General features: G+C 67.4%; 19 protein-coding genes. 14 read left to right on the forward strand and 5 right to left on the reverse strand.

The window, feature by feature from the left end:
- Positions 1–49: 49 nt before the first annotated feature.
- From PW843_14070 to PW843_14125, 12 genes are all read left to right on the forward strand, one after another.
- Positions 50–787: an isoprenyl transferase gene (locus tag PW843_14070; protein ID MDE1147725.1), complete on the forward strand. Its 738-nt coding sequence runs from the start codon at positions 50–52 to the stop codon at positions 785–787.
- A 119-nt stretch (positions 788–906) separates the two neighbouring features.
- On the forward strand, positions 907–1,659 hold the full coding sequence (locus PW843_14075) for a phosphatidate cytidylyltransferase (GenBank protein ID MDE1147726.1): 753 nt from the start codon (positions 907–909) through the stop codon (positions 1,657–1,659).
- The gene (locus PW843_14080; GenBank protein ID MDE1147727.1) at positions 1,650–2,861 is read left to right on the forward strand and encodes a 1-deoxy-D-xylulose-5-phosphate reductoisomerase; all 1,212 of its coding nucleotides are present in this window, start codon (positions 1,650–1,652) and stop codon (positions 2,859–2,861) included. The genes PW843_14075 and PW843_14080 overlap by 10 nt, the downstream gene beginning before the upstream one ends.
- A 202-nt stretch (positions 2,862–3,063) precedes the next feature.
- Positions 3,064–4,206, forward strand: a complete 1,143-nt coding sequence (gene rseP / locus PW843_14085; GenBank protein ID MDE1147728.1) for an RIP metalloprotease RseP — start codon at positions 3,064–3,066, stop codon at positions 4,204–4,206.
- Between the two features lie 13 nt (positions 4,207–4,219).
- On the forward strand, positions 4,220–6,550 hold the full coding sequence (bamA, locus tag PW843_14090) for an outer membrane protein assembly factor BamA (protein MDE1147729.1): 2,331 nt from the start codon (positions 4,220–4,222) through the stop codon (positions 6,548–6,550).
- A gap of 21 nt (positions 6,551–6,571) precedes the next feature.
- Positions 6,572–7,228: an OmpH family outer membrane protein gene (locus PW843_14095; protein MDE1147730.1), complete on the forward strand. Its 657-nt coding sequence runs from the start codon at positions 6,572–6,574 to the stop codon at positions 7,226–7,228.
- A gap of 55 nt (positions 7,229–7,283) precedes the next feature.
- Positions 7,284–8,327: a UDP-3-O-(3-hydroxymyristoyl)glucosamine N-acyltransferase gene (lpxD, locus tag PW843_14100; GenBank protein MDE1147731.1), complete on the forward strand. Its 1,044-nt coding sequence runs from the start codon at positions 7,284–7,286 to the stop codon at positions 8,325–8,327.
- A complete protein-coding gene (gene fabZ / locus PW843_14105) occupies positions 8,299–8,793 on the forward strand; it encodes a 3-hydroxyacyl-ACP dehydratase FabZ (protein ID MDE1147732.1) in 495 nt (164 codons plus the stop codon). Before lpxD ends, fabZ begins: the two co-directional genes overlap by 29 nt.
- Before the next feature lie 12 nt (positions 8,794–8,805).
- Positions 8,806–9,606 (forward strand): acyl-ACP--UDP-N-acetylglucosamine O-acyltransferase, encoded by an 801-nt coding sequence (gene lpxA / locus PW843_14110; protein MDE1147733.1) that lies wholly within the window; start codon positions 8,806–8,808, stop codon positions 9,604–9,606.
- Positions 9,606–10,436 carry a UDP-2,3-diacylglucosamine diphosphatase LpxI gene (gene lpxI, locus PW843_14115; GenBank protein ID MDE1147734.1) on the forward strand — a complete coding sequence of 277 codons (831 nt, stop codon included), beginning with the start codon at positions 9,606–9,608 and terminating at the stop codon, positions 10,434–10,436. The genes lpxA and lpxI overlap by 1 nt, the downstream gene beginning before the upstream one ends.
- Positions 10,433–11,614, forward strand: a complete 1,182-nt coding sequence (gene lpxB / locus PW843_14120; GenBank protein MDE1147735.1) for a lipid-A-disaccharide synthase — start codon at positions 10,433–10,435, stop codon at positions 11,612–11,614. The genes lpxI and lpxB overlap by 4 nt, the downstream gene beginning before the upstream one ends.
- A 52-nt stretch (positions 11,615–11,666) precedes the next feature.
- On the forward strand, positions 11,667–12,836 hold the full coding sequence (locus tag PW843_14125; protein ID MDE1147736.1) for a phage tail sheath C-terminal domain-containing protein: 1,170 nt from the start codon (positions 11,667–11,669) through the stop codon (positions 12,834–12,836).
- Here PW843_14125 and PW843_14130 read toward each other — a convergent pair.
- Complete coding sequence (locus tag PW843_14130) at positions 12,833–13,741, reverse strand: DMT family transporter (GenBank protein ID MDE1147737.1); 909 nt, start codon at positions 13,739–13,741, stop codon at positions 12,833–12,835. The genes PW843_14125 and PW843_14130 overlap by 4 nt on opposite strands.
- Positions 13,742–13,850: 109 nt before the next feature.
- Here PW843_14130 and PW843_14135 point away from each other — a divergent pair, with 109 nt between their 5' ends.
- A complete protein-coding gene (locus tag PW843_14135) occupies positions 13,851–15,281 on the forward strand; it encodes a PLP-dependent aminotransferase family protein (protein ID MDE1147738.1) in 1,431 nt (476 codons plus the stop codon).
- Between the two features lie 165 nt (positions 15,282–15,446).
- Here PW843_14135 and PW843_14140 read toward each other — a convergent pair whose 3' ends face one another.
- Positions 15,447–16,334, reverse strand: coding sequence for an aldo/keto reductase family oxidoreductase (locus tag PW843_14140; protein ID MDE1147739.1), 888 nt, complete (start codon positions 16,332–16,334; stop codon positions 15,447–15,449).
- Between the two features lie 102 nt (positions 16,335–16,436).
- Here PW843_14140 and PW843_14145 point away from each other — a divergent pair, with 102 nt between their 5' ends.
- Positions 16,437–17,342 carry a LysR family transcriptional regulator gene (locus PW843_14145; GenBank protein ID MDE1147740.1) on the forward strand — a complete coding sequence of 302 codons (906 nt, stop codon included), beginning with the start codon at positions 16,437–16,439 and terminating at the stop codon, positions 17,340–17,342.
- On the opposite strand, the gene PW843_14150 is transcribed toward PW843_14145, so the two are convergent.
- From PW843_14150 to gltA, 3 genes are all read right to left on the reverse strand, one after another.
- Positions 17,320–18,048: a 2-phosphosulfolactate phosphatase gene (locus PW843_14150; protein MDE1147741.1), complete on the reverse strand. Its 729-nt coding sequence runs from the start codon at positions 18,046–18,048 to the stop codon at positions 17,320–17,322. The genes PW843_14145 and PW843_14150 overlap by 23 nt on opposite strands.
- A 179-nt stretch (positions 18,049–18,227) precedes the next feature.
- Entirely contained in the window at positions 18,228–18,449 is a 222-nt protein-coding gene (locus PW843_14155) for a hypothetical protein (GenBank protein ID MDE1147742.1), read from the reverse strand.
- A 27-nt stretch (positions 18,450–18,476) separates the two neighbouring features.
- A complete protein-coding gene (gene gltA, locus PW843_14160; GenBank protein MDE1147743.1) occupies positions 18,477–19,796 on the reverse strand; it encodes a citrate synthase in 1,320 nt (439 codons plus the stop codon).
- Between the last annotated feature and the right edge of the window lies 1 nt (position 19,797).

Genomic DNA, 19,797 nt, shown 5'->3' on the forward strand with positions numbered 1-19,797 from the left:
GCCGTAAATTCCCTTGTCGCCTTTGCCACGATTGTCTCCGAGAGTGTCCATGTCCGGTGCAGCAGCGCCCCTGAACGACCGTCCGCCCACCCATATCGCCATCATCATGGATGGCAATGGACGCTGGGCGACGCGCCGGAGCCTGCCGCGCACCGCTGGCCACAAGAAGGGCGTCGAGGCGGTGCGGCGCGTGCTGGAAGCCGCGCGTGAGCTCGGCGTCTCCTACCTCACCCTGTTCAGCTTCTCGTCCGAGAACTGGAGCCGGCCGGAGGGGGAGGTCAGCGAGCTGATGCACCTGCTGCGCTTCTATCTGCGGGGCGAGATCGCCACCCTGCACAAGAACGGCGTGCGGCTGCGCATCATCGGCGACCGGTCGCGGCTGGCGCCCGACATCGTCACCCTGATCGAGAACGCGGAAAACCTGACCGGCAACAACACCCGACTGACGCTGGTGATGGCGCTCAGCTACGGGTCGCGGCAGGAAATCGCGTCGGCTGCCCGCCGCCTGGCGACGGAAGTGCAGGCCGGGCGCCTGACGCCGGATCAGGTGACGGTGGAAAGCTTGGGCGCGTCGCTCTATACCCAGGACATCCCCGATCCGGACCTGGTGATCCGCACCAGCGGGGAAAAACGCATCAGCAACTTCCTGCTGTGGCAGATGGCCTATGCGGAGCTGGTGTTCGTGGAAACGCTGTGGCCGGACTTTGGTCGCCAGGATCTGGATGACGCCATCCAGGAATTCCATCGGCGCGACCGCCGGTATGGGGCAACGGTTGGAACGCGCTGAAGGGCTGTTGGCCAGGCTACCGGCTGATCTCAAAACTCGAATTCTTTCCGCCCTGGTACTGGGGCCGCCGGTTCTGGTGGACCGTCTGGCTGGGCGGACCCGTCTTCCAGGTACTGCTGGTGGCCGTGGCGGTCATCGCCGGGCTGGAGTGGCTGCGCCTGGTGGTGCCGGGGCGCCAGCCCTGGGCCATCGCCATGGGCCTGCTGGCCGTCCTGGTGACCCTGAGCGGCGAGATCGTCGCCGGGCCGCTGTACGCCCTGGTGCTGCTGGCGGCGCAGACCGTCCTGCTGTGGTGGGCGGCGGCGGGCGGCAATGGCCGGGGTGCCGTGGAGACGGCCGGGGAAGGGGCGGTGGTCGGGCGCCTGCCGTCGCCGATTTATTTCGCGCTGATCGTGCCCTATGTGGGGGGCGGTTGCCTGGCGCTGGACTGGCTGCGCAACCGCGCCGGACCGGAGGCGCCCTGGCTGTTCCTGTTCCTGTTGCTGGCCATCTGGGCCACCGACATCGGCGCCTATGTCGCCGGCCGCGCCATCGGGGGGCCGAAGCTGGCGCCCCGCATAAGCCCGAAGAAGACCTGGGCCGGGCTTTTAGGCGGCATGGCGGCCGCGGCTTTGGTAGGGTTGGCCCTGGCGCCGCTGGCCACCGTCTCGTCGTTCGGGGCCGGCGCCCTGGTGGCGGCGGTGATCGCCGTGGTGGGGCAGGTCGGCGACCTGTTCGAATCGTATATGAAGCGCCGGTGCGACGTGAAGGACAGCGGCTCGCTGATCCCCGGGCACGGCGGATTGTTGGATCGTATTGATGGGTTGGTCATGGCGGCGCCGGTGTTCGCGCTGTTCCATGCCCTCATTGGGGAGAATGGGTCATGGTGGTGAGTTCCCTGCAGGCTGTCGCGCCGGAGGCTGTTCCGGCGGCCGTGCCGGCCGCACGCACGGTGACCATCCTGGGCTCCACCGGATCGGTGGGCTGCAACACGGTGGAACTGGTGGGGCGTTCGCCCGAGCTGTACCAGGTCGAGGCCCTGGTCGCCCGCAAGAACGTGGACCTGCTGGCCCGCCAGGCCAAGGAACTGCGCGCCAAGGCCGCCGTGGTGGCGGATGAGGCCTATTATCCCGCCCTGAAGGACGCGCTGGCCGGCACCGGCATCGAGGTTGCCGCCGGCGCGCAGGCCGTGGTGGATGCCGCGGCGCGGCCCGCCGACTGGGTGATGGCCGCCATCGTCGGTGCGGCGGGCATGGAGCCCACGCTGGCGGCCGCCCGTCGCGGCGCCATCGTGGCCTTCGCCAACAAGGAGGTGCTGGTCTGCGCCGGGTCGCTGATGATGGCCGAGGTGAAGCGCCACGGCGCCACCCTGCTGCCGGTGGACAGCGAGCACAGCGCCATCTTCCAGGTGTTCGACGCTGAACGCATCGCGGGCGTCAGCCGCCTGATCCTGACGGCGTCCGGCGGCCCCTTCCGCCGCAAGACGCGGGAAGAGATGGCGCGCGCCACGGTGAAGGAGGCGGTGGCCCATCCGACCTGGGACATGGGCGCCAAGATCTCGGTCGACAGCGCCACCATGATGAACAAAGGGCTGGAGATCATCGAGGCCCACCACCTGTTCGCCATGCCCGAGGACAAGATCGACGTGCTGGTCCATCCGCAGTCGGTGGTGCATAGTCTGGTGGAGTATGTCGATGGCTCCGTCCTGGCGCAGCTGGGCACGCCCGACATGCGCACACCCATCGCCGTGGCCCTGGGCTGGCCACACCGCATCGGCACGCCGGGGGAGCGGCTGGACCTGGTGACGGCCGGCAGCCTGGAATTCTTCGCACCCGATCCGGAAAAGTTTCCGGCCCTGCGTTTGGCGCGCGAGGCCATGCGCGCCGGTGGCTGCACCGCCACCGTTCTGAACGCCGCCAATGAGATCGCGGTCGCCGCCTTCCTGGAGGGGCGCATCGGTTTCCTGGATATCGAGCGCATTGTGGAGCACGCGATGACGACCGTGCCCCATTCACGCCTTAATTCACTGGACGATGTGCGCGAAGTCGATACCGTGGCACGACGTGTTGCCGCCGAAGCGATAAAGACGCGATAGGAAACGGGGGTCCCGGCCGTTCAAGGATGGACCGGGCCTGCCGGCCAGATCGCGAAGGCGCTAGCGGTGACGTTTTGTTCATCACCACGGACCATCATCGCGATCGGGCGAACAGGCCTTCTTCATGCGGCGCGCGACCGTTTCCCCCCGGGGCTGGGGGGACGGGACGCCAAGGAGGAGGGTGTTATTGGAGTTTTGGGACATGCATCAGATCGTGAATTCCGTGGGGACCTACGGGGGCACCTTCCTTCTGGTTCTGACCGTCCTCGTGTTCGTGCATGAGTTCGGTCACTACTACGTCGCCCGCCGCAACGGCGTGCGGGTGGAAGTGTTCTCCATCGGGTTCGGCCCGGAAATCTGGGGCTTCAACGACCGCGCCGGTACGCGCTGGAAGTTCAGCATCATCCCGCTGGGCGGGTACGTGAAGATGTTCGGCGACGCCGATGCGACCAGCCGGCCGGGCCAGGAGGTCCGCCAGATGACGCCGGAAGAGCGCGACGTGTCCTTCTTCCACAAGCGCGTGGGCCAACGGGCCGCCATCGTGGCGGCGGGGCCGGCGGCGAATTTCCTGTTCGCCATCGTCGTCCTGTCGCTGCTGTTCATGTTCTACGGCCAGCCCTTTACCCCCGCCACCATCCAGCAGGTGGTGCCCGACAGCGCCGCGGCCCAGGCCGGCGTGCAGGCGGGCGACCGGGTGGTGGAGATGGGTGGCCACACCATTGATCGGTTCGAGGACCTGATGCAGGTGGTGGCGATGAACCCCGGCGTCGAGCTGGACGTTAAGGTTGTGCGCGACAATGCGCCGCTCGACCTTAAGGTCACGCCCCGGGCCGTTGAATCCGAGGATCGCTTCGGCAACAAGCACCGGATCGGCCAGTTGGGCGTGATCCGCGGCCAGGACGAATACCACCGGCGCGACCCGCTGACGGCGGTGTGGCAGGCCGGCCGGGAGACCTGGACGCTGGTGTCGGGCACGCTGGAGGCCGTGGGGCAGATGATTGCCGGCACCCGCGGCACGGAAGAATTGGGGGGCCCGCTCAGGATCGCCCAGATGTCGGGACAAGTGGCGCAGAGCGGTCTGGTCCCCATCATCTGGTTCATGACGATCCTGTCGGTGAACCTGGGTTTGATCAATTTGTTCCCCGTTCCCATGCTGGATGGGGGGCATCTGATGTACTACGGGCTTGAGGCTTTACGGGGTCGTCCCCTGGGCGAGCGCGCTCAGGAATATGGTTTCCGGATTGGCCTGGCTTTGGTACTTAGTCTCATGATTTTTGCCACGTGGAATGATCTGATCCACTTCGGTGTGGATGGTCTCGTTAAGTCGCTGATTTCCAAAGTTTGACCGGGGGAAATAATTGGGTTCGGTTTCGAGAGTAGCGGCGCTGTGCCTGGTTATCGCCGGCACCACCGCAACGTCAGCTGTCGCTCTTTCGTCCGGTGCCTGGGCTCAGGAGACCCTGTCCGGTGGCATTATCCGCGACATTCGTGTCGAGGGCACCCAGCGTATTGAGCAGGCCACGGTCCGCTCATACCTGACGGTGTCGCAGGGTGATGCCTTCAACGCGGACAAGATCGATGAATCGCTCAAGGCCCTGTTCGGCACGGGCCTGTTCGCCGACGTGACCCTGCGCCGTGACGGCGACACCCTGGTGGTGAACGTGGTTGAAAACCCGATCATCAACCGCGTGGTGTTCGAAGGGAACAAGCGCGTCAAGACCGAGGATCTGCAGTCGGAAGTGCAGCTGCGCTCCCGCCTGGTGTTCACCCGGTCGCGTGTGCAGCAGGACGTGCAGCGCATGCTGGACGTCTACCGCCGCAACGGCCGCTTCGCGGCGCGCATCGAGCCCAAGATCGTCCAGCTGGAACAGAACCGCGTCGATCTGGTCTTCGAAATCGATGAAGGGCCGCTGACGGGCGTTCAGCTGATCAGCTTCATCAACAACAACGTCTATGACGACAGCGAACTGCGTGACGTCATGGTGACGAAGGAATCGCGTTGGTGGCGCTTCCTGTCCAGCGACGACACCTACGATCCCGATCGCCTGGCCTATGACAAGGAACAGATCCGCCGCTTCTACTTCCGCAACGGCTATCCCGATTTCCGCGTGATGTCGTCGGTGGCGGAACTGACGCCGGACCGTGAGAAGTTCTTCATCACCATGGCCCTGGACGAGGGCAAGCGGTACAAGTTCGGCAAGATCGAACTGACCAGCGCCATCAAGGACATCAATCTCGAGCCCCTGCGCGAGGTGATCGAGACCAAGGAAGGCGAGTGGTTCAACGCCGACAAGATCGAAAGCACGATCAACAAGCTGCAGGACAAGCTGGGTGACCAGCAGTACGCCTTCGTGCAGGTGGATCCCAATGAGGAACGCCACCCCGACACGCAGACCGTCGACCTGCACTTTGAGATCAGCCCCAGCCCGCGCGTGTTCGTGGAGCGCATCGACATCAACGGCAACCTCATCACCCTGGACAAGGTGGTGCGGCGTGAGCTGCTGCTGGCCGAAGGCGACCCCTTCAACGCGTCCAAGGTCAAGCGCTCCGAACAGCGCGTGAAGGATCTGGGCTTCTTCGACGACGTGAAGATCAAGCCGAGCGAGGGCAGCACGCCGGACCAGGCGGTGCTGACGGTCGACCTTAGCGAGCAGAGCACCGGTGAAATCCAGGTCGGCCTGGGTTACTCCACCACCGAAGGTGCTTTGATCGACTTCTCCATCCGCCAGCGCAATTTCCTGGGTACGGGCCAAGACATCCGTTTCTCGACGATGTGGTCCTACTACTCCAAGGAATTCACCGTCTCCTACACCGATCCCTATTTCATGAACCGGGATCTGGCCGCGGGCGTGGACTTGTTCCGGACCGACCGTAACGCCAACACGACGGAAGAGTCCTACAGCTACGACATGTCCAGCACGGGTATCGATTTCCGTGCCGGCTTCCCGATTTCCGACCGCCTGCGCGAGTTGGTGACCTATACCCTGGCTCACACCAACATCAGCGACATCACCTACGACACCACCCGTTTCGTGCAGGAGCAGGTGGGTGCGACGACGACCTCGTCCATCCAGTCGGCCTTGACCTTCGACGCGCGTGACAGCCGCCTGAAGCCCACCTCGGGCTACTACTTCACCATCACCAACCAGGTGGCGGGCCTGGGCGGCAGCGTGCACTTCCTGCGCAACCGTCTGACCTCGGGCATTTACTTCCCGGTCTTCAGCGACGTGGTGCTGAAGTTCGAAGGCGAAGTGGGCTACATCCTGGGCCTGGGCGGCGAGTTCGTGCGCATTCAGGACCGTTTCTTCCTGGGCGGCGACACGTTGCGCGGCTTCCAGGTGGCCGGTGTCGGCCCGCGCGCCTTCTCGTCCGACGGCGCCAACGACGCCCTGGGCGGCAAGCGCATGTTCCGCGGCACGGCCGAGTTGACCTTCCCGCTGGGCCTGCCGGAGGAAATGGGCGTGGACTTCCACGTCTTCACCGACATGGGCAGCCTGGACCAGAGCGGTGAAGTGCCGGTGGCCGGCGACGATTTCCACGATGAGTTCAAGCTGCGCGCCTCCAGCGGCGTTGGCGTGTCGTGGAAGTCGCCCTTCGGTCCCATCCGTATCGATCTGGCGTACCCGTGGCTGAAGACCAGCTACGACCGTATCCAGCAGTTCCGCTTCAGCTTCGGTTCACAGTTCTAAGCGGGGAAGGACAAGGACCAGATGGCGTCCGGACGCCGCCTCTCAACACTTCCAGTCCCACACCTTCGTGCGAGGGCCGCCCTGGCGGCCCTCGTTCTTGGTTTTGGGGTTTCCGTTTTCACCGCACCCTGCGCCCAAGCCGCGGCGCCCAAGGCGTCGCCGTCCAAGCCGGCGGCCCCGGCCGCCGACGCCCAGCCTGCGAAGGGCGTCACCAGCATCGCCGTGGTCGATGTGCAGTTCCTGCTGGAAAAATGCTCCGCCATGCAGAGCGTGAAACAGCAGGACGCGATCCAGACCCAGAAATTCCAGGCGGAATTGTCACAGCAGGAACAGATGCTGCGGCAGGCGGAAAAGGATCTGGCCAGCCAGCGCACCAAGCTGGGGCAGGAGGACTTCGACGCCAAGCGCAAGGATTTCGAACAGCAGGTGGCCGAGGTGCAGCGCCGCACCCAGGAACGCCGCCGCCAGCTGGACAACGCCTTCGCCGCCGCCAGTGCCCAGTTGCGCGACAGCATGGTGCATGTGGTGGGCGATGTGGCGCGGGAGAATGGCTACACCCTGGTCATTCCCCGGTCGAACATCATCTATATGGCGGATGACGGGTTGGACATCACCAACACCGTCCTGTTGCGTTTGAACGCAACTTTACCGCAGATAACGGTCAATATTCCCGATTGATCCTTGCCCCGGGCGGTACGCCCGGGCGACCGCTGCCTGCTGAAAGGTGCCTTCCATGGCCGATCCCCGTTTCTTTAACCGGGCCGGGCCCTTCACCCTTGCCGACCTGGCCCGGATTTCCGGTGCGGAGGTGGCGCCCGGTTCAGATGAGACCCGCGTGCTGAGCGATGTGGCGGCGCTGGACGCCGCCGATGCCAGCCAGCTGAGCTTCCTGGACAACAAGAAGTACGTGGGCGCCTTCGCGGCGACCCAGGCCGGCGCCGTGGTGGTGCATCCGGCCTTGGCGGCCAAGGCGCCGGCGGGCACGGCCCTGCTGCTGTCCCGCAACCCGTACAAGGCCTACGCGCTATGCGCCCAGGCCTTCTATCCGGCCACGGTGCCGTCCGGCGCGGTCAGTGCCGGCGCGCATGTGCATCCCACCGCCCAGATCGGCGAAGGTACCGACATCGCCGCCGGTGCCGTGGTGGAAGAGGGGGCGGTGATCGGCGCCGGTTGCCGCATCGCCGCCAACGCCACCATCGGCGCCCGGGTGGTGGTCGGCGACGGCAGCGTGATCGGCGCCAATGTCTCGCTCACCCATTGCATCGTCGGCTCGCGGGTCACCATCTACCCCGGTGCCCGCATCGGCCAGGACGGTTTCGGCTTCGCCATGGACCTGGCTGGCCACGTGCGTGTGCCGCAGCTGGGCCGGGTCATCATCGAGGATGACGTGGAAATCGGCGCCAACGCCACCGTTGACCGGGGGGCGGGGCCCGATACGGTCATCGGCCGGGGCTGCATGATTGATAATTTGGTGCAAATCGGGCACAACGTCCAACTCGGTGCCGGCTGCGTCATCGTGGCCCAGGCGGGGATTTCGGGCAGTACGCGGTTGGACCATCATGTCGTGCTGGCCGCGCAGGCCGGTGTGACGGGGCATTTGAAAATAGGCGCGGGCGCGCAGATCGCGGCACAGAGCGGTGTCATGCGGGATGTGGAACCCGGGGAGAAGGTCGGCGGTTCGCCAGCCGTTCCCATGCGCCAGTGGCTGCGCCAGGTGGCCGCCCTCGGGCGCCTGGTGCGGGGAAAGAATGGACAAGGTGACGGACGTGACGACTGAAGATCAGAAGGTTCCCGTGAAGGTGCCCGATCTGGACATCCTGCAGATCATGGACATGATCCCGCATCGTTATCCCATGCTGTTGATCGACAAGGTCATCGACATCGTGACGGGTGAGAGCTGCACGGGCATCAAGAACGTCACGATCAACGAACCTTTTTTTGCCGGTCACTTCCCGAAGCGGCCGGTGATGCCGGGCGTGATGATCGTGGAAGCCATGGCCCAGACCTCGGCCGTGCTGGTCATGCACAGCCTGGGACAGTCGGCCGGAGACAGGCTGGTCTACTTCATGTCCATCGAGGAGGCGAAGTTCCGCCGCCCGGTGGTGCCGGGTGACCGCGTCGAGATCAAGGTCAAGAAGGTCCAGAACCGCCGCAACGTGTGGAAGTTCACGGGCGAGGCCTGGGTCGATGGCCAGCTGTGCGCCCAGTCGATCTATACCGCCATGATCGTGACGGAAAACTAGGTCTTATTCGTGATGAGCGCCTCCGTAGCCGAGACCTTTATCCATCCGACCGCCGTGGTCGACCCGGCCGCCAGGATCGGGGCCGGCGTGCGCGTCGGTCCGTTCTGCGTGGTGGGCCCTCACGTCACGCTGGGCGACGGCGTTGAACTGAAAAGCCATGTCGTGGTCGAGGGCCGTACCCAGGTGGGCGACGGCACGGTCATCTTCCCGTTCGCCTCCATCGGCCAGGTCCCCCAGGACCTGAAGTACCAGGGGGAGCCGTCGCAGCTGATCATCGGCCGCAACAACCGCATCCGTGAACACGTGACGATGAACATCGGCACGGAAGGCGGCGGCATGGTGACCCGCATCGGCGACAATTGCCTGTTCATGGTGTCCACCCATGTGGGCCATGACTGCATCGTCGGCGACCATGTCATCATGGCCAACAACGCCACCCTGGGCGGCCATGTCGAGGTGGGGGACCATGCCATCCTGGGCGGCCTGTCGGCCGTGCTGCAATGGGTGCGCATCGGCGCCCACGCCATGATCGGCGGCATGTCGGGCGTGGAGAACGACGTCATTCCCTACGGTCTGGTGAAGGGGGAGCGCGCGCACCTGGCGGGGCTGAACCTGGTGGGGCTGACCCGCCGCGGTTTCTCGCGTGAGGATATCCAGGCGCTGCGCACCGCCTTCGATGGCATCTTCGGTGATGCCGGCACCTTGGTGGACCGCATGGCCGCCGTGGAAAGCGCCCACCCGGCGCCGGTGGTGGGGGAGGTCCTGGCCTTCATCCGCAGCCGCACCGGGCGCCCGCTGTGCCAGCCCCGCTGATGCCGGACACCCCCGTAAAACTGGGGATACTGGCCGGCGGCGGTGACCTGCCGGGGCGCCTGATCGAGACTTGCCGGGCGGTGGGGCGCCCGCTGTTCGTGGTGACCCTGGACGGCCAGGGTGCTGCCGTGCCGGTCGACATCCCCCAGGCCGGATTCCGCATCGGTGCCGCCGGCGCCATCCTGGACCGCCTGCGGGCCGAAGGGGTGGGCGAGATCGTGCTGGCCGGCCGCGTGCGCCGGCCCAGTCTGGCGGAGATGCGTCCCGACTGGTTCGCCGCCAAGTTCTTCGCCCGCATCGGTGCCAAGGCGCTGGGCGATGACGGCCTGCTGCGCGCCCTGGTCACCACCCTGGAGGAAGAGGGCTTCCACGTCGTGGCGGTGCAGGATCTGGTGCAGGGCTTGCTGAGCCCGGCCGGGCCCCTGGGCGCCCTGGCGCCCGACGCCGCCGCCGAGGCCGACATCGCGCACGGTGCCGCCGTCGCCCGTACGCTAGGCCTGCTGGACGTGGGCCAGTCGGTGGTGGTGCAGCAGGGGCTGGTGCTGGGGGTCGAGGCCATTGAGGGCACCGACGCCCTGATCGAGCGCTGTGGCACCCTGCGCCGCGACGGCCCTGGCCCCATCCTGGTGAAAGTGCGCAAGCCGCAGCAGGATATCCGCCTGGATTTGCCCACCATCGGCGTTACTACGGTGGAACGTGCCGCCGCCCACGGCTTCCGCGGCATCGCGGTGGAGGCGGGCGGCACCCTGACCCTGGGCCGGGACCAGGTGGCCAAGGCGGCTGATGCCGCCGGCCTCTTCGTCACCGGCATCGTTACGGAGACGGTATGAACGACGACGTGCCGCTGGTCTTCCTGGTCGCCGGCGAACCGTCGGGCGACGTGCTGGGCGGGCGGCTGATGCTGGCCCTGAAGCAGGAAACGGCCGGCGCCATCCGCTTCGCCGGTGTGGGCGGGGAACGCATGAAGGCCCAGGGCCTGAAAAGCCTGTTTCCCATGGAGGAACTGGCCCTGTTCGGCCTGGCCGAACTGCTGCCCAAGCTGCCCAGTCTGCTGCGCCGCATGAAGGAGACGGAAGAGGCCATCCTGGAGATGAAGCCGGCCGCCGTCGTCACCATCGACGCGCCGGACTTCTGCTTCCGCGTGGCGCGCAAGGTGAAGAAGGCCGACCCCAGCATCCCCCTGATCCATTACGTGGCGCCCACGGTGTGGGCCTGGCGGCCGGGCCGTGCGGGCAAGATCGCCAAGTTCCTGGACCATCTGCTGGCCCTGCTGCCGTTCGAGCCGCCTTATTTCGAGAAGGTGGGGCTGGATTGCAGCTTCGTCGGCCATCCCATCGTGGAAAGCGGCGCGGATGCTGGCGATCCCGACCGTTTCCGTGTCGAGCACAACCTGGAAAGCGACTGCCGCGTCGTGACCATCCTGCCGGGCAGCCGGCGCAGCGAGGTCACCAAGCTGCTGCCCGACTTCAAGGCCGCGCTGGAAATCCTGGCGCCGCGCCTGCCGCGCCTGGTGGCGGCCGTGCCCACGGTGCCCGCCACCCTGGCCCTGGTGCGCGACGCCGTGAAGGACTGGCCCCTGCCGACGGTGGTGGTTGAGGGCGACCAGGCCAAGTACGACGCTTTCGCCGCCAGCGAGGCAGCCCTGGCCGCATCCGGCACCGTGGCGCTGGAACTGGCGCTGGCCCGCCTGCCGGCGGTCATCGCCTATCGCATCCACCCGCTGACCTACCGCCTGTATCGCGGGCTGATCAAGGTGCGCTTCGTCAATCTGGTGAACATCATGCTGAACCGCATGCTGGTGCCGGAACTGCTGCAGGACGAATGCCGCCCCTCACGCCTGGCGGAGGCGCTGGGCCGCCTGCTGGACGACCCGGCCGCCCGCCAGGAGCAGATCGAAGGCGTGGCCGAGGTGGCGGCCTGGCTGGGACAGGGCGATACCCCCCCCAGTCGGCGTGCTGCGGAAGTGGTAATGCGTGTCATCCATGCGCGCGCCCGGGAAGACGATTAGAATACCGCAGCCATCCCGGACAGTCGGGATCGGCACCTGATCGGGGGCGGGTATGGCGGAAGCACTGGCGGCGTTGCCTGACGTGGCGTTCCCGGGTGTTCCGATCGCGGAGCGGGGGCCGGAACCGGTGGCGGTTCAGGGCCTGCCCAGCGGTGTTCCCGCTTTCCTGGGGCCCTTGGCGCAGGGACCAGTGGGCCGCCCCGTCCGTGTCACCAGCCTGGCTGTTTTCCTCTCCCAGTTCGGCGCCCTGACCAGCGACACCGCCCTGGCGGTGGCCCAGTTCTTCGCCCAGGGCGGTACCGCCGCCTGGGTGGTGAACCAGCTGGCCTCGGTTGACGGTCCCTCGGCGGTGGACCAGTTGATGGCTGGCCTGTCCACGCTGGACGCGGCGGAGAATTACGACCTTGTCCACCTGCCGGAACTGCGGGCCCTGGCCCCATCCGTGGGGGCGGAGGCGCTGGGCCTGGTCGCGGACCATTGTGATCGGCGGGGGCTGTTCCTGATCGCCGATTTGCCACGGGACGTGGCCGATATCCCGGCGGCCTTGCAGTGGGCGCGGGGGCTGACCGGCCCGCGCTATGCCAATGTGGCCCTCTATTTCCCCGACCTGATGGTGCCTGATCCGACGCGGCCGGAGGGGCGCCGGCGCGTTGGTCCGGGCGCCGCCGTCGCCGGCCTTTATGCCACCAACGACCGCAACGCCGGGCTTTGGCACACGCCGGCGGGCACGGATTTTCCCTTCCCGCACAGCCTGGACCTGTCGGCCCGCCTGGGCACGTCGGACATGGCGGCGCTGACCGGGGCCGGCATCAACGCCCTGGCCGTGTTTCCCCGCTATGGCGCCGTTCCCTGGGGCGGGCGCACGCTGGCGGGTGCGGGCAGCGAATGGCGGCAGATCGCCCTGCGCCGCCTGGCGCTGCATGTGGAGACCAGCCTGGCGCGCGGCTGGGCCTGGGCGGCGGTCGAGGCCAACGGCGCCGATCTGTGGAAGCGCCTGACGACCACCGGGACGGCGTTCCTGGAAGGGCTGCGCCAGCAGGGCGCCTTCACCGGCACGCGGCCCGACCAGGGTTATTTCCTGCGCTGCGACCTCAGCACCACCACGCAGGAGGACCGCGACCGGGGCCTGTGCCGTGCCGTGGTGGGCATCGCCCCCATCCGCCCGGCGGAGTTCCTGCTGATGACCATCACCCTGCGCACGGCCGACGCGGCGCTTGCTTAACGCGCGTAGCGCTTCGTGCCGGCCACGCACAGCAATACCAGGGCGGCGGTGCCCAGCAGCGACATGCCCACGGGCTCGCCCAGCAGGATGGCCGCCAGGCCGAAGCTGAAGAAGGGCTGCAGCAACTGGACCTGCCCCACCGCCGCCGTGCCGCCCAGCGACAGGGCGTGGTACCAGAAGAAAAAGCCGATCAGCATGCTGAACAGGGTGACGTAGCCCAGCGCCAGCCAGGCGGGCAGGGGCACGGCGTGCCAGTCCTGCGGCATGGTGGCGACGGCCAGCGGCCCCATCACCGGCAGGGCCAGCACCAGCGCCCAGCAGATCACCGGCCAGCCGCCCAGGTGGCGGGACAGGCGGGCGCCCTCCGCATAGGCCAGGCCGCAGACGGTGATGGCCAGCAGCATCAGCCCGTCACCGGGCGCCAGGCCGCCCCCGCCCTGGGCCACGGCGTAGAGGGTGATGGCGGCGGCACCGGCGATGGAGAACACCCAAAACGCCGGCCGGGGCCGGTCACCGCCGCGCAGGGCGCCGAACACCGCCGTGGCGATGGGCAGCAGGCCGCTGAACACGATGGCGTGGGTCGATGGCATCCAGCGCATGGCCAATGCCGTCAGCAGGGGAAAGCCCAGCACCACGCCCAAGGCCACCACCATCAGGCCGGCCAGGTCGGCCCGGCGTGGCCGGCGCGGGCGTAGCACCGTCAGCAGGACGACGGCGCCGATGCCGGCCAGGGCGGCGCGCGCCAGGCTGACGAACACGGCGTCCAGCCCGATCAGCGCCATCTTGGTGATCGGCAGGCTGCCGCTGAAGATGATGACCGCCACCAGGCCATAGGCCAGGCCGGCCGCCGTCTGTCGGCTGGTGCGGGTCGGCAGGAGGGGGGCAGGGGCCGTCATGTCGGTCATTTGGGGAAGGCGTCCGTCGTCATCATCTGGGCGGCCCCCATGCTGGGGCGGGGTGAGGCGGATCACAAGGTATGGTACAGTACAGTTTTACCAAACTGTGCTGGTCCAAATGGCAATACAGACGGCGTTGCCCGACCCCGAAACCCTTACCGCCCGTACCCTGGTGGAAACCGTGATGGCGGATATCCAGGGCCGGGTGGAGGGGCGCCTGCTGGCACCCGGCGCCAAGGCGCCGTCCATCCGTGCCATGGCCTACCGGATGGGGGTGTCCAAATCCACGGTGGTGGAGGCGTATGACCGACTGGTGGCGGAAGGCGTGCTGGCGGCCCGGCCGGGGTCCGGCTTCTACGTCGCCAAGCGGGCGGCACCCCTGGCGCTGATGGGGACGGGCCTGGGCGGGACGGAGCCGCCGCCGGACCGCGCGGTGGACCCGCTGTGGCTGATGCGCCAGGCGCTGGAGCCGGGGGATGGGTTGCTGAAGCCGGGTTGCGGCTGGCTGCCGGCCGACTGGATGCCCGATCCCGCCATCCGCCGGGCGTTGCGCGCCCTGGCGCGGGCACCGGCCGCCGCCCTGCTGGAATACGACACGCCGCTGGGATTCGAGCCCTTGCGCCGGCATCTGGCCGACCGCTTCGCCACGCGCGGCATCCCGGCGCAACCCCGCCAAATCCTGCTGACCGACAGCGGTAGCCAGGCGATCGACCTGGTGTGCCGCTATCTGCTGGAACCGGGCGACACCGTCCTGCTGGACGATCCCTGTTATTTCAACTTCAAGGCCGTGGTGGCGGCCCATCGCGCCCGTGCGGTGCCGGTGCCCTACACCCCGACCGGACCGGACGTCGCGGCATTCGCGGCAGCCGCCGCCACCCACCGGCCCCGCCTCTACATCACCAACGCTGCCCTGCACAACCCCACCGGGGCCAGCCTGGCGGCACCCGTGGCGCACAAACTGCTGACCTGTGCGGCCGCCCACGACATCCTGATCGTCGAGGATGACATCTTCAGCGATTTCGAGGGGGAGCCGTCGCCGCGCCTGGCCGCTTTCGATGGGCTGGAGCGGGTGATCCATATCGGCAGCTTTTCCAAGACCCTGTCGGCGTCAATCCGCTGCGGCTACATCGCGGCGCGGGAGGATTGGGTACAGGGCATGGCCGATGTGAAGCTGGCCACGGCCTTCGGCAACGCCGCCATCAATCCGCGCCTGGTCCATCAACTGCTGACCGACGGCAGCTACCGCCGGCATATGGACGGGGTGCGCGGCCGCTTGGCCGGCGCCATGGCGCGGACGGTGCGGCGGCTGGAGGATCTCGGCCTGCGGCCCTGGACGGAGCCGCGCGGCGGCATGTTCCTGTGGGCCGCCCTGCCACCCGGCGCGTCCTCCGTCGCTGTGGCGCGCCGCGCCCTGGAGCAGGGCGTGGTGCTGGCCCCGGGCGATGTCTTCAGCCTGACGGGCAGCGCCGACGGCTTTTTGCGCTTCAACGTCGCCCAGTGCGACGCGCCCCGCATCTTTGAGGTGCTGGCCCGCGCGCTGGGAGCGTGACACCAGCGGCACGAGGCTTGGGCTCGTGCCGCTGTAGGCCCCGACTGGGGCCGCCGCAGGTTTCCGGGGAACGTAGTGGACTGGAAACCGAGGAAGCCCAAGCCGGCGGATGCCGGCGCCCGGCGATTGAGGGCTACTGATTCAAGCGCGGGCCAACCTTCCGGTTCAGGCGGTGGCCATGCCGCCCACCTGGTCCAGCGCCGCGACGGCATCGGCCGGCAGCGACAATTGGCCGGCCGCCAGGTTCTCCTTCAGGTGCGCGACCGAGGAGGTGCCGGGGATCAGCAGCAGGTTGGGCGCGCGTTGCAGCAGCCAGGCCAGCGCCACCTGCATCGGCGTGGCGTTCAGGCGGGCGGCCACGTCGGACAGGGCGGAGGATTGCAGGGGGGTGAACCCGCCCAGCGGGAAGAACGGGACGTAGGCGATGCCGTCCCGGCCCAGGGCGTCGATAAAGGCATCGTCGGCACGATGCGCCAGGTTGTACAGGTTCTGCACGCAGACGATGGGGGCGATGCGGCGCCCCTCCGCCACCTGGGTGGCCGTGACGTTGCTGAGCCCGATGTGGCGGATCAGGCCCTGGCGCTGCAGGTCGGCCAGCACGCTCAGTTGTTCCTCGATGGAGCCCTCCACCGGGTGGTGGACCTCAAGCATGCAGCGGAAGTTGACAACATCCAGCACGTCCAGGCCCAGGTTGCGCAGGTTGTCATGCACCGCCTGGATCAGTTCCTCACGCGAGAACGCCGGCAGCCAGGAACCGTCCGCACCGCGCCGCGCGCCGATCTTGGTGACGATGACCAGGTCGTCGGTATAGGGGTGCAGGGCCTCCCGGATCAGCTGGTTGGTGATATGCGGGCCATAGAAGTCGCTGGTGTCGAGGTGGTTCACGCCGGCCTCGACCGCGGCGCGCAGCACGGCCAAGGCGGCCTGGCGGTCCTTGGGCGGCCCGAACACGCCGGGGCCGGCCAGTTGCATGGCGCCGTAGCCCAGGCGCTTCACCGTCAGGTCGCCCAGTAGGGCCGTGCCGGGCTGAGCGGTATGGGATGGGGTGGACATGGGGATCACTCTCCGGAGGCTAGGGGGGATGCCTCATATGCCCATTGTCGCCCTGCACGATAATCGGCGAAGATCGGTACGGGCTGTGCGGAAAGGCGAACAATGAAAGCCGACCTGAGTGACCTGAACGCCTTCGTCGTGGTGGCGCGCGCCGGCGGTTTCCGCGAGGGCGCCCGCGCCAGCGGCATGAGCCCCTCGGCCTTGAGCGAGGCGATGCGCCGGCTGGAGGCCCAGTTGGGCGTCCGCCTGCTGAACCGCACCACCCGCAGCGTCGTTCCCACCGAAGCCGGCGAACGCCTGCTGGAGCGGTTGGGTCCCGCCCTGACGGAGGTGGAGGCGGCATTGGATGGGATGGACGGCTTTCGCGGCCGGCCCGCCGGTTCCCTGCGCCTCAATGTGCCGGTCAGTGCGGCGCGGCTGGTGCTGCCCCGCATCGTCCCGCCCTTCCTGGCGGCCTATCCCGATATCCGGCTGGAGGTGATGGCCGAGGAGGGCTTCGTCGATGTGCTGGCCGCCGGATGCGACGCCGGCATCCGCTATGATGACCGGCTGGAGCAGGACATGATCGCCGTCCCCATCGGTCCGCGCGTCCAGCGTTACGCCGCGGCGGCATCGCCCGCCTACCTGGACCGCCGCGGCCGGCCGGACCATCCCAGCGACCTGTTGCGGCATGCCTGCCTGCGCGGCCGCTTTTCCGGCCGGGCGGTCCACCCTTGGGAGTTCGAACGCGACGGCGAGACGGTGCTGGTGGAACCCACCGGGCCCCTGCTGGTGGAACTGGGCGGCGCCACCGACCTGGCCGTCGATGCCGCCATCGCCGGCACGGGCATCGTCGTCCTGTTCGAGGATTGGCTGCGCCCCCATTTCGCCAGCGGCGCCCTGGAGCCCGTCCTGGAACCCTGGTGGCTGCGCTTCTCCGGGCCGTTCCTCTATTACCCCGGACGGCGCCTGGTGCCGCCGCCGTTGCGCGCGTTCGTCGATTTCGTCAGGGCGCAAGGGACTTGGTAGGGGGAGGCTGATAGGCGCCGTCGCGCAGGATGGGCGCGAGATCGCTGGTCCCGACAGCCAGGGCTAGGCCCACATCGTCGGCGTAACCCCAGCCGATCAGTTCCTGGCCCGAACGGCAGCCACGGATGATGGCGTCCAAGTCAGGGACGGCGGCACGCCAGGCGTCGCGTGCCACGCGCGCTTCGGGCGTCAGGGGCAAATCCAGTGCGTCGATAATGGCGCCGGCACCCAGTAGGTCTTCAATGGCCGGGCGCAGGCTGCCGTCGGACCAGCGTTCCCCCGCCGGGATCACGCCGATGTCGGCGCCATTCGCCAGCCGTCGTGCCTCGACCGCCACGGCGGCGGCGTTGCGCAGGCATCCGGCCAACACGATGACCGTACCGCCCGCCAGCGATAGGCGCGACCCGTTGGGCGATGGCAGCATCAGCCGCGTCCCTGCCTGAAGGTCGAGAAGAGAACGGGGTGACAAGCTGAACTGGCCACCACCAGCGTTTCGGGGCGACGCCAGAATGGCGTTGCGGCCCGACGCTGCCGCGTGGGCTGCCTCCGCATCGCCATAGGGAAAGGGGAAAATGATGCCGCCCCGCCCGACGGCGATATCGACGGCGGTGGAAAACGACAACACATCGACGATCACCAGGACGCCGACATGGCTGCGTAGGGTTTCCACCCCGGCCAGACCCCATTCGCTGTGTACGGTCTGCATGCGTACTCCTGACATCAGGGCATACGGAGGGTGTCAAGGCACGTACGCTGCCGAAGTCGCGCCAGGGTGTATGCTAGCAGTGATGGCATTGACAGCATTGTTATATGACGCGCGGCCTCAAGAAAAAGGCCGCCCGGTTGCCCAGGCGGCCTTTCCCTTATCATGAGACCCGGCGGCCTTCAGTGCAGCATGGACACCACGGTGGCCGCGATGCCCAGGACGGCACCCAGGGTGACAAAGACCATCACGGCCAGACGCTTCAACCGGCGTCCCGCAGGGACGGGGTTGTCGTTGGCCGGTGGCGGCCCTTCCAGGGATCGGGCGGCCAGGATGCGGGCGCGGGGTTGGGACCGGTCGCGTCCGGCCCCGTTATCGCCATTGCTGGGATAAACCCGCTCCATAATCCTGTCCGCCTTTCCTGTAGCCGATTAGCGCTTGTCGACCGGGACGTAGTCGCGGCTGGTGGCGCCGGTGTACAGCTGACGCGGGCGGCCGATCTTCTGCGAGGTGTCGGCGATCATTTCCTGCCACTGGGCGATCCAGCCCACGGTGCGGGCCAGGGCGAACAGCACGGTGAACATGCTGGTCGGGAAGCCGATGGCCTTCAGGATGATGCCCGAGTAGAAGTCGACGTTCGGGTACAGCTTCTTCTCGACGAAGTACGGGTCTTCCAGCGCGATGCGCTCCAGCTCCACCGCGATGTCCAGCAGCGGGTCGTCCTTGATGCCCAGTTCGGACAGGACTTCCTTGCAGGTCTGCTGCATGACCTTGGCGCGCGGGTCGTAGTTCTTGTAGACCCGGTGGCCGAAGCCCATGAGGCGGAAGCTGTCGTTCTTGTCCTTGGCGCGGGCGATGAACTCGGGGATCCGGTCCTTGTGGCCGATTTCCGCCAGCATCTTCAGCACGGCCTCATTGGCGCCGCCATGGGCGGGGCCCCACAGGCAGGCGATGCCGGCGGCGATACAGGCGAACGGGTTGGCGCCGGAGGAGCCCGCCAGACGCACCGTGGAGGTGGAGGCGTTCTGCTCGTGATCGGCGTGCAGGATGAAGATCTTGTCCATCGCCTTGGCGATGACCGGGTTGATCTTGTACGGCTCGCAGGGGACGCCGAAGGTCATGTTGAGGAAGTTCTCAGCATAACCCAGGTCGTTGCGCGGGTACACGAAGGGCTGGCCGATCGAGTACTTGTAGGCCATGGCGGCCAGGGTCGGCATCTTCGCGATCAGGCGGTGCGACGCCACCATGCGCTGGCGCGGATCCTCGATGTCGGTGCTGTCGTGGTAGAAGGCGGACAGGGCGCCGACCACGCCGCACATGACGGCCATCGGGTGCGCGTCGCGACGGAAGCCGCGGAAGAACTGCGACAGCTGCTCATGCACCATGGTGTGGTAGGTGATGGAGCGTTCGAACTCGACCTTCGCCTTGGCGTTCGGCAGTTCGCCGTGCAGCATCAGGTAGCAGACTTCCATGAAGTCGCTCTTGTCGGCCAGCTGCTCAATCGGGTAGCCGCGGTGCAGCAAAATACCCTTGTCGCCGTCGATGAAAGTGATCTTGGACTCGCAGCTACCCGTGGAGGTGAAGCCGGGGTCGTAGGTGAAGTACCCCGTCTCGGCGTAGAGCTTGCGGATGTCGACCACGTCGGGACCGGTCGTGCCGTGCATGACCGGGAAATCAAAAGACTTACCGGTTTGGTTGTCGGTGAGGGTGACCGTTTTCTTTTCGGCCGCCGGTGTCGTCGTATCGCTCATT

It is taken from the genome of Azospirillaceae bacterium (assembly GCA_028283825.1).
Taxonomy (GTDB): Bacteria; Pseudomonadota; Alphaproteobacteria; order Azospirillales; family Azospirillaceae; genus Nitrospirillum.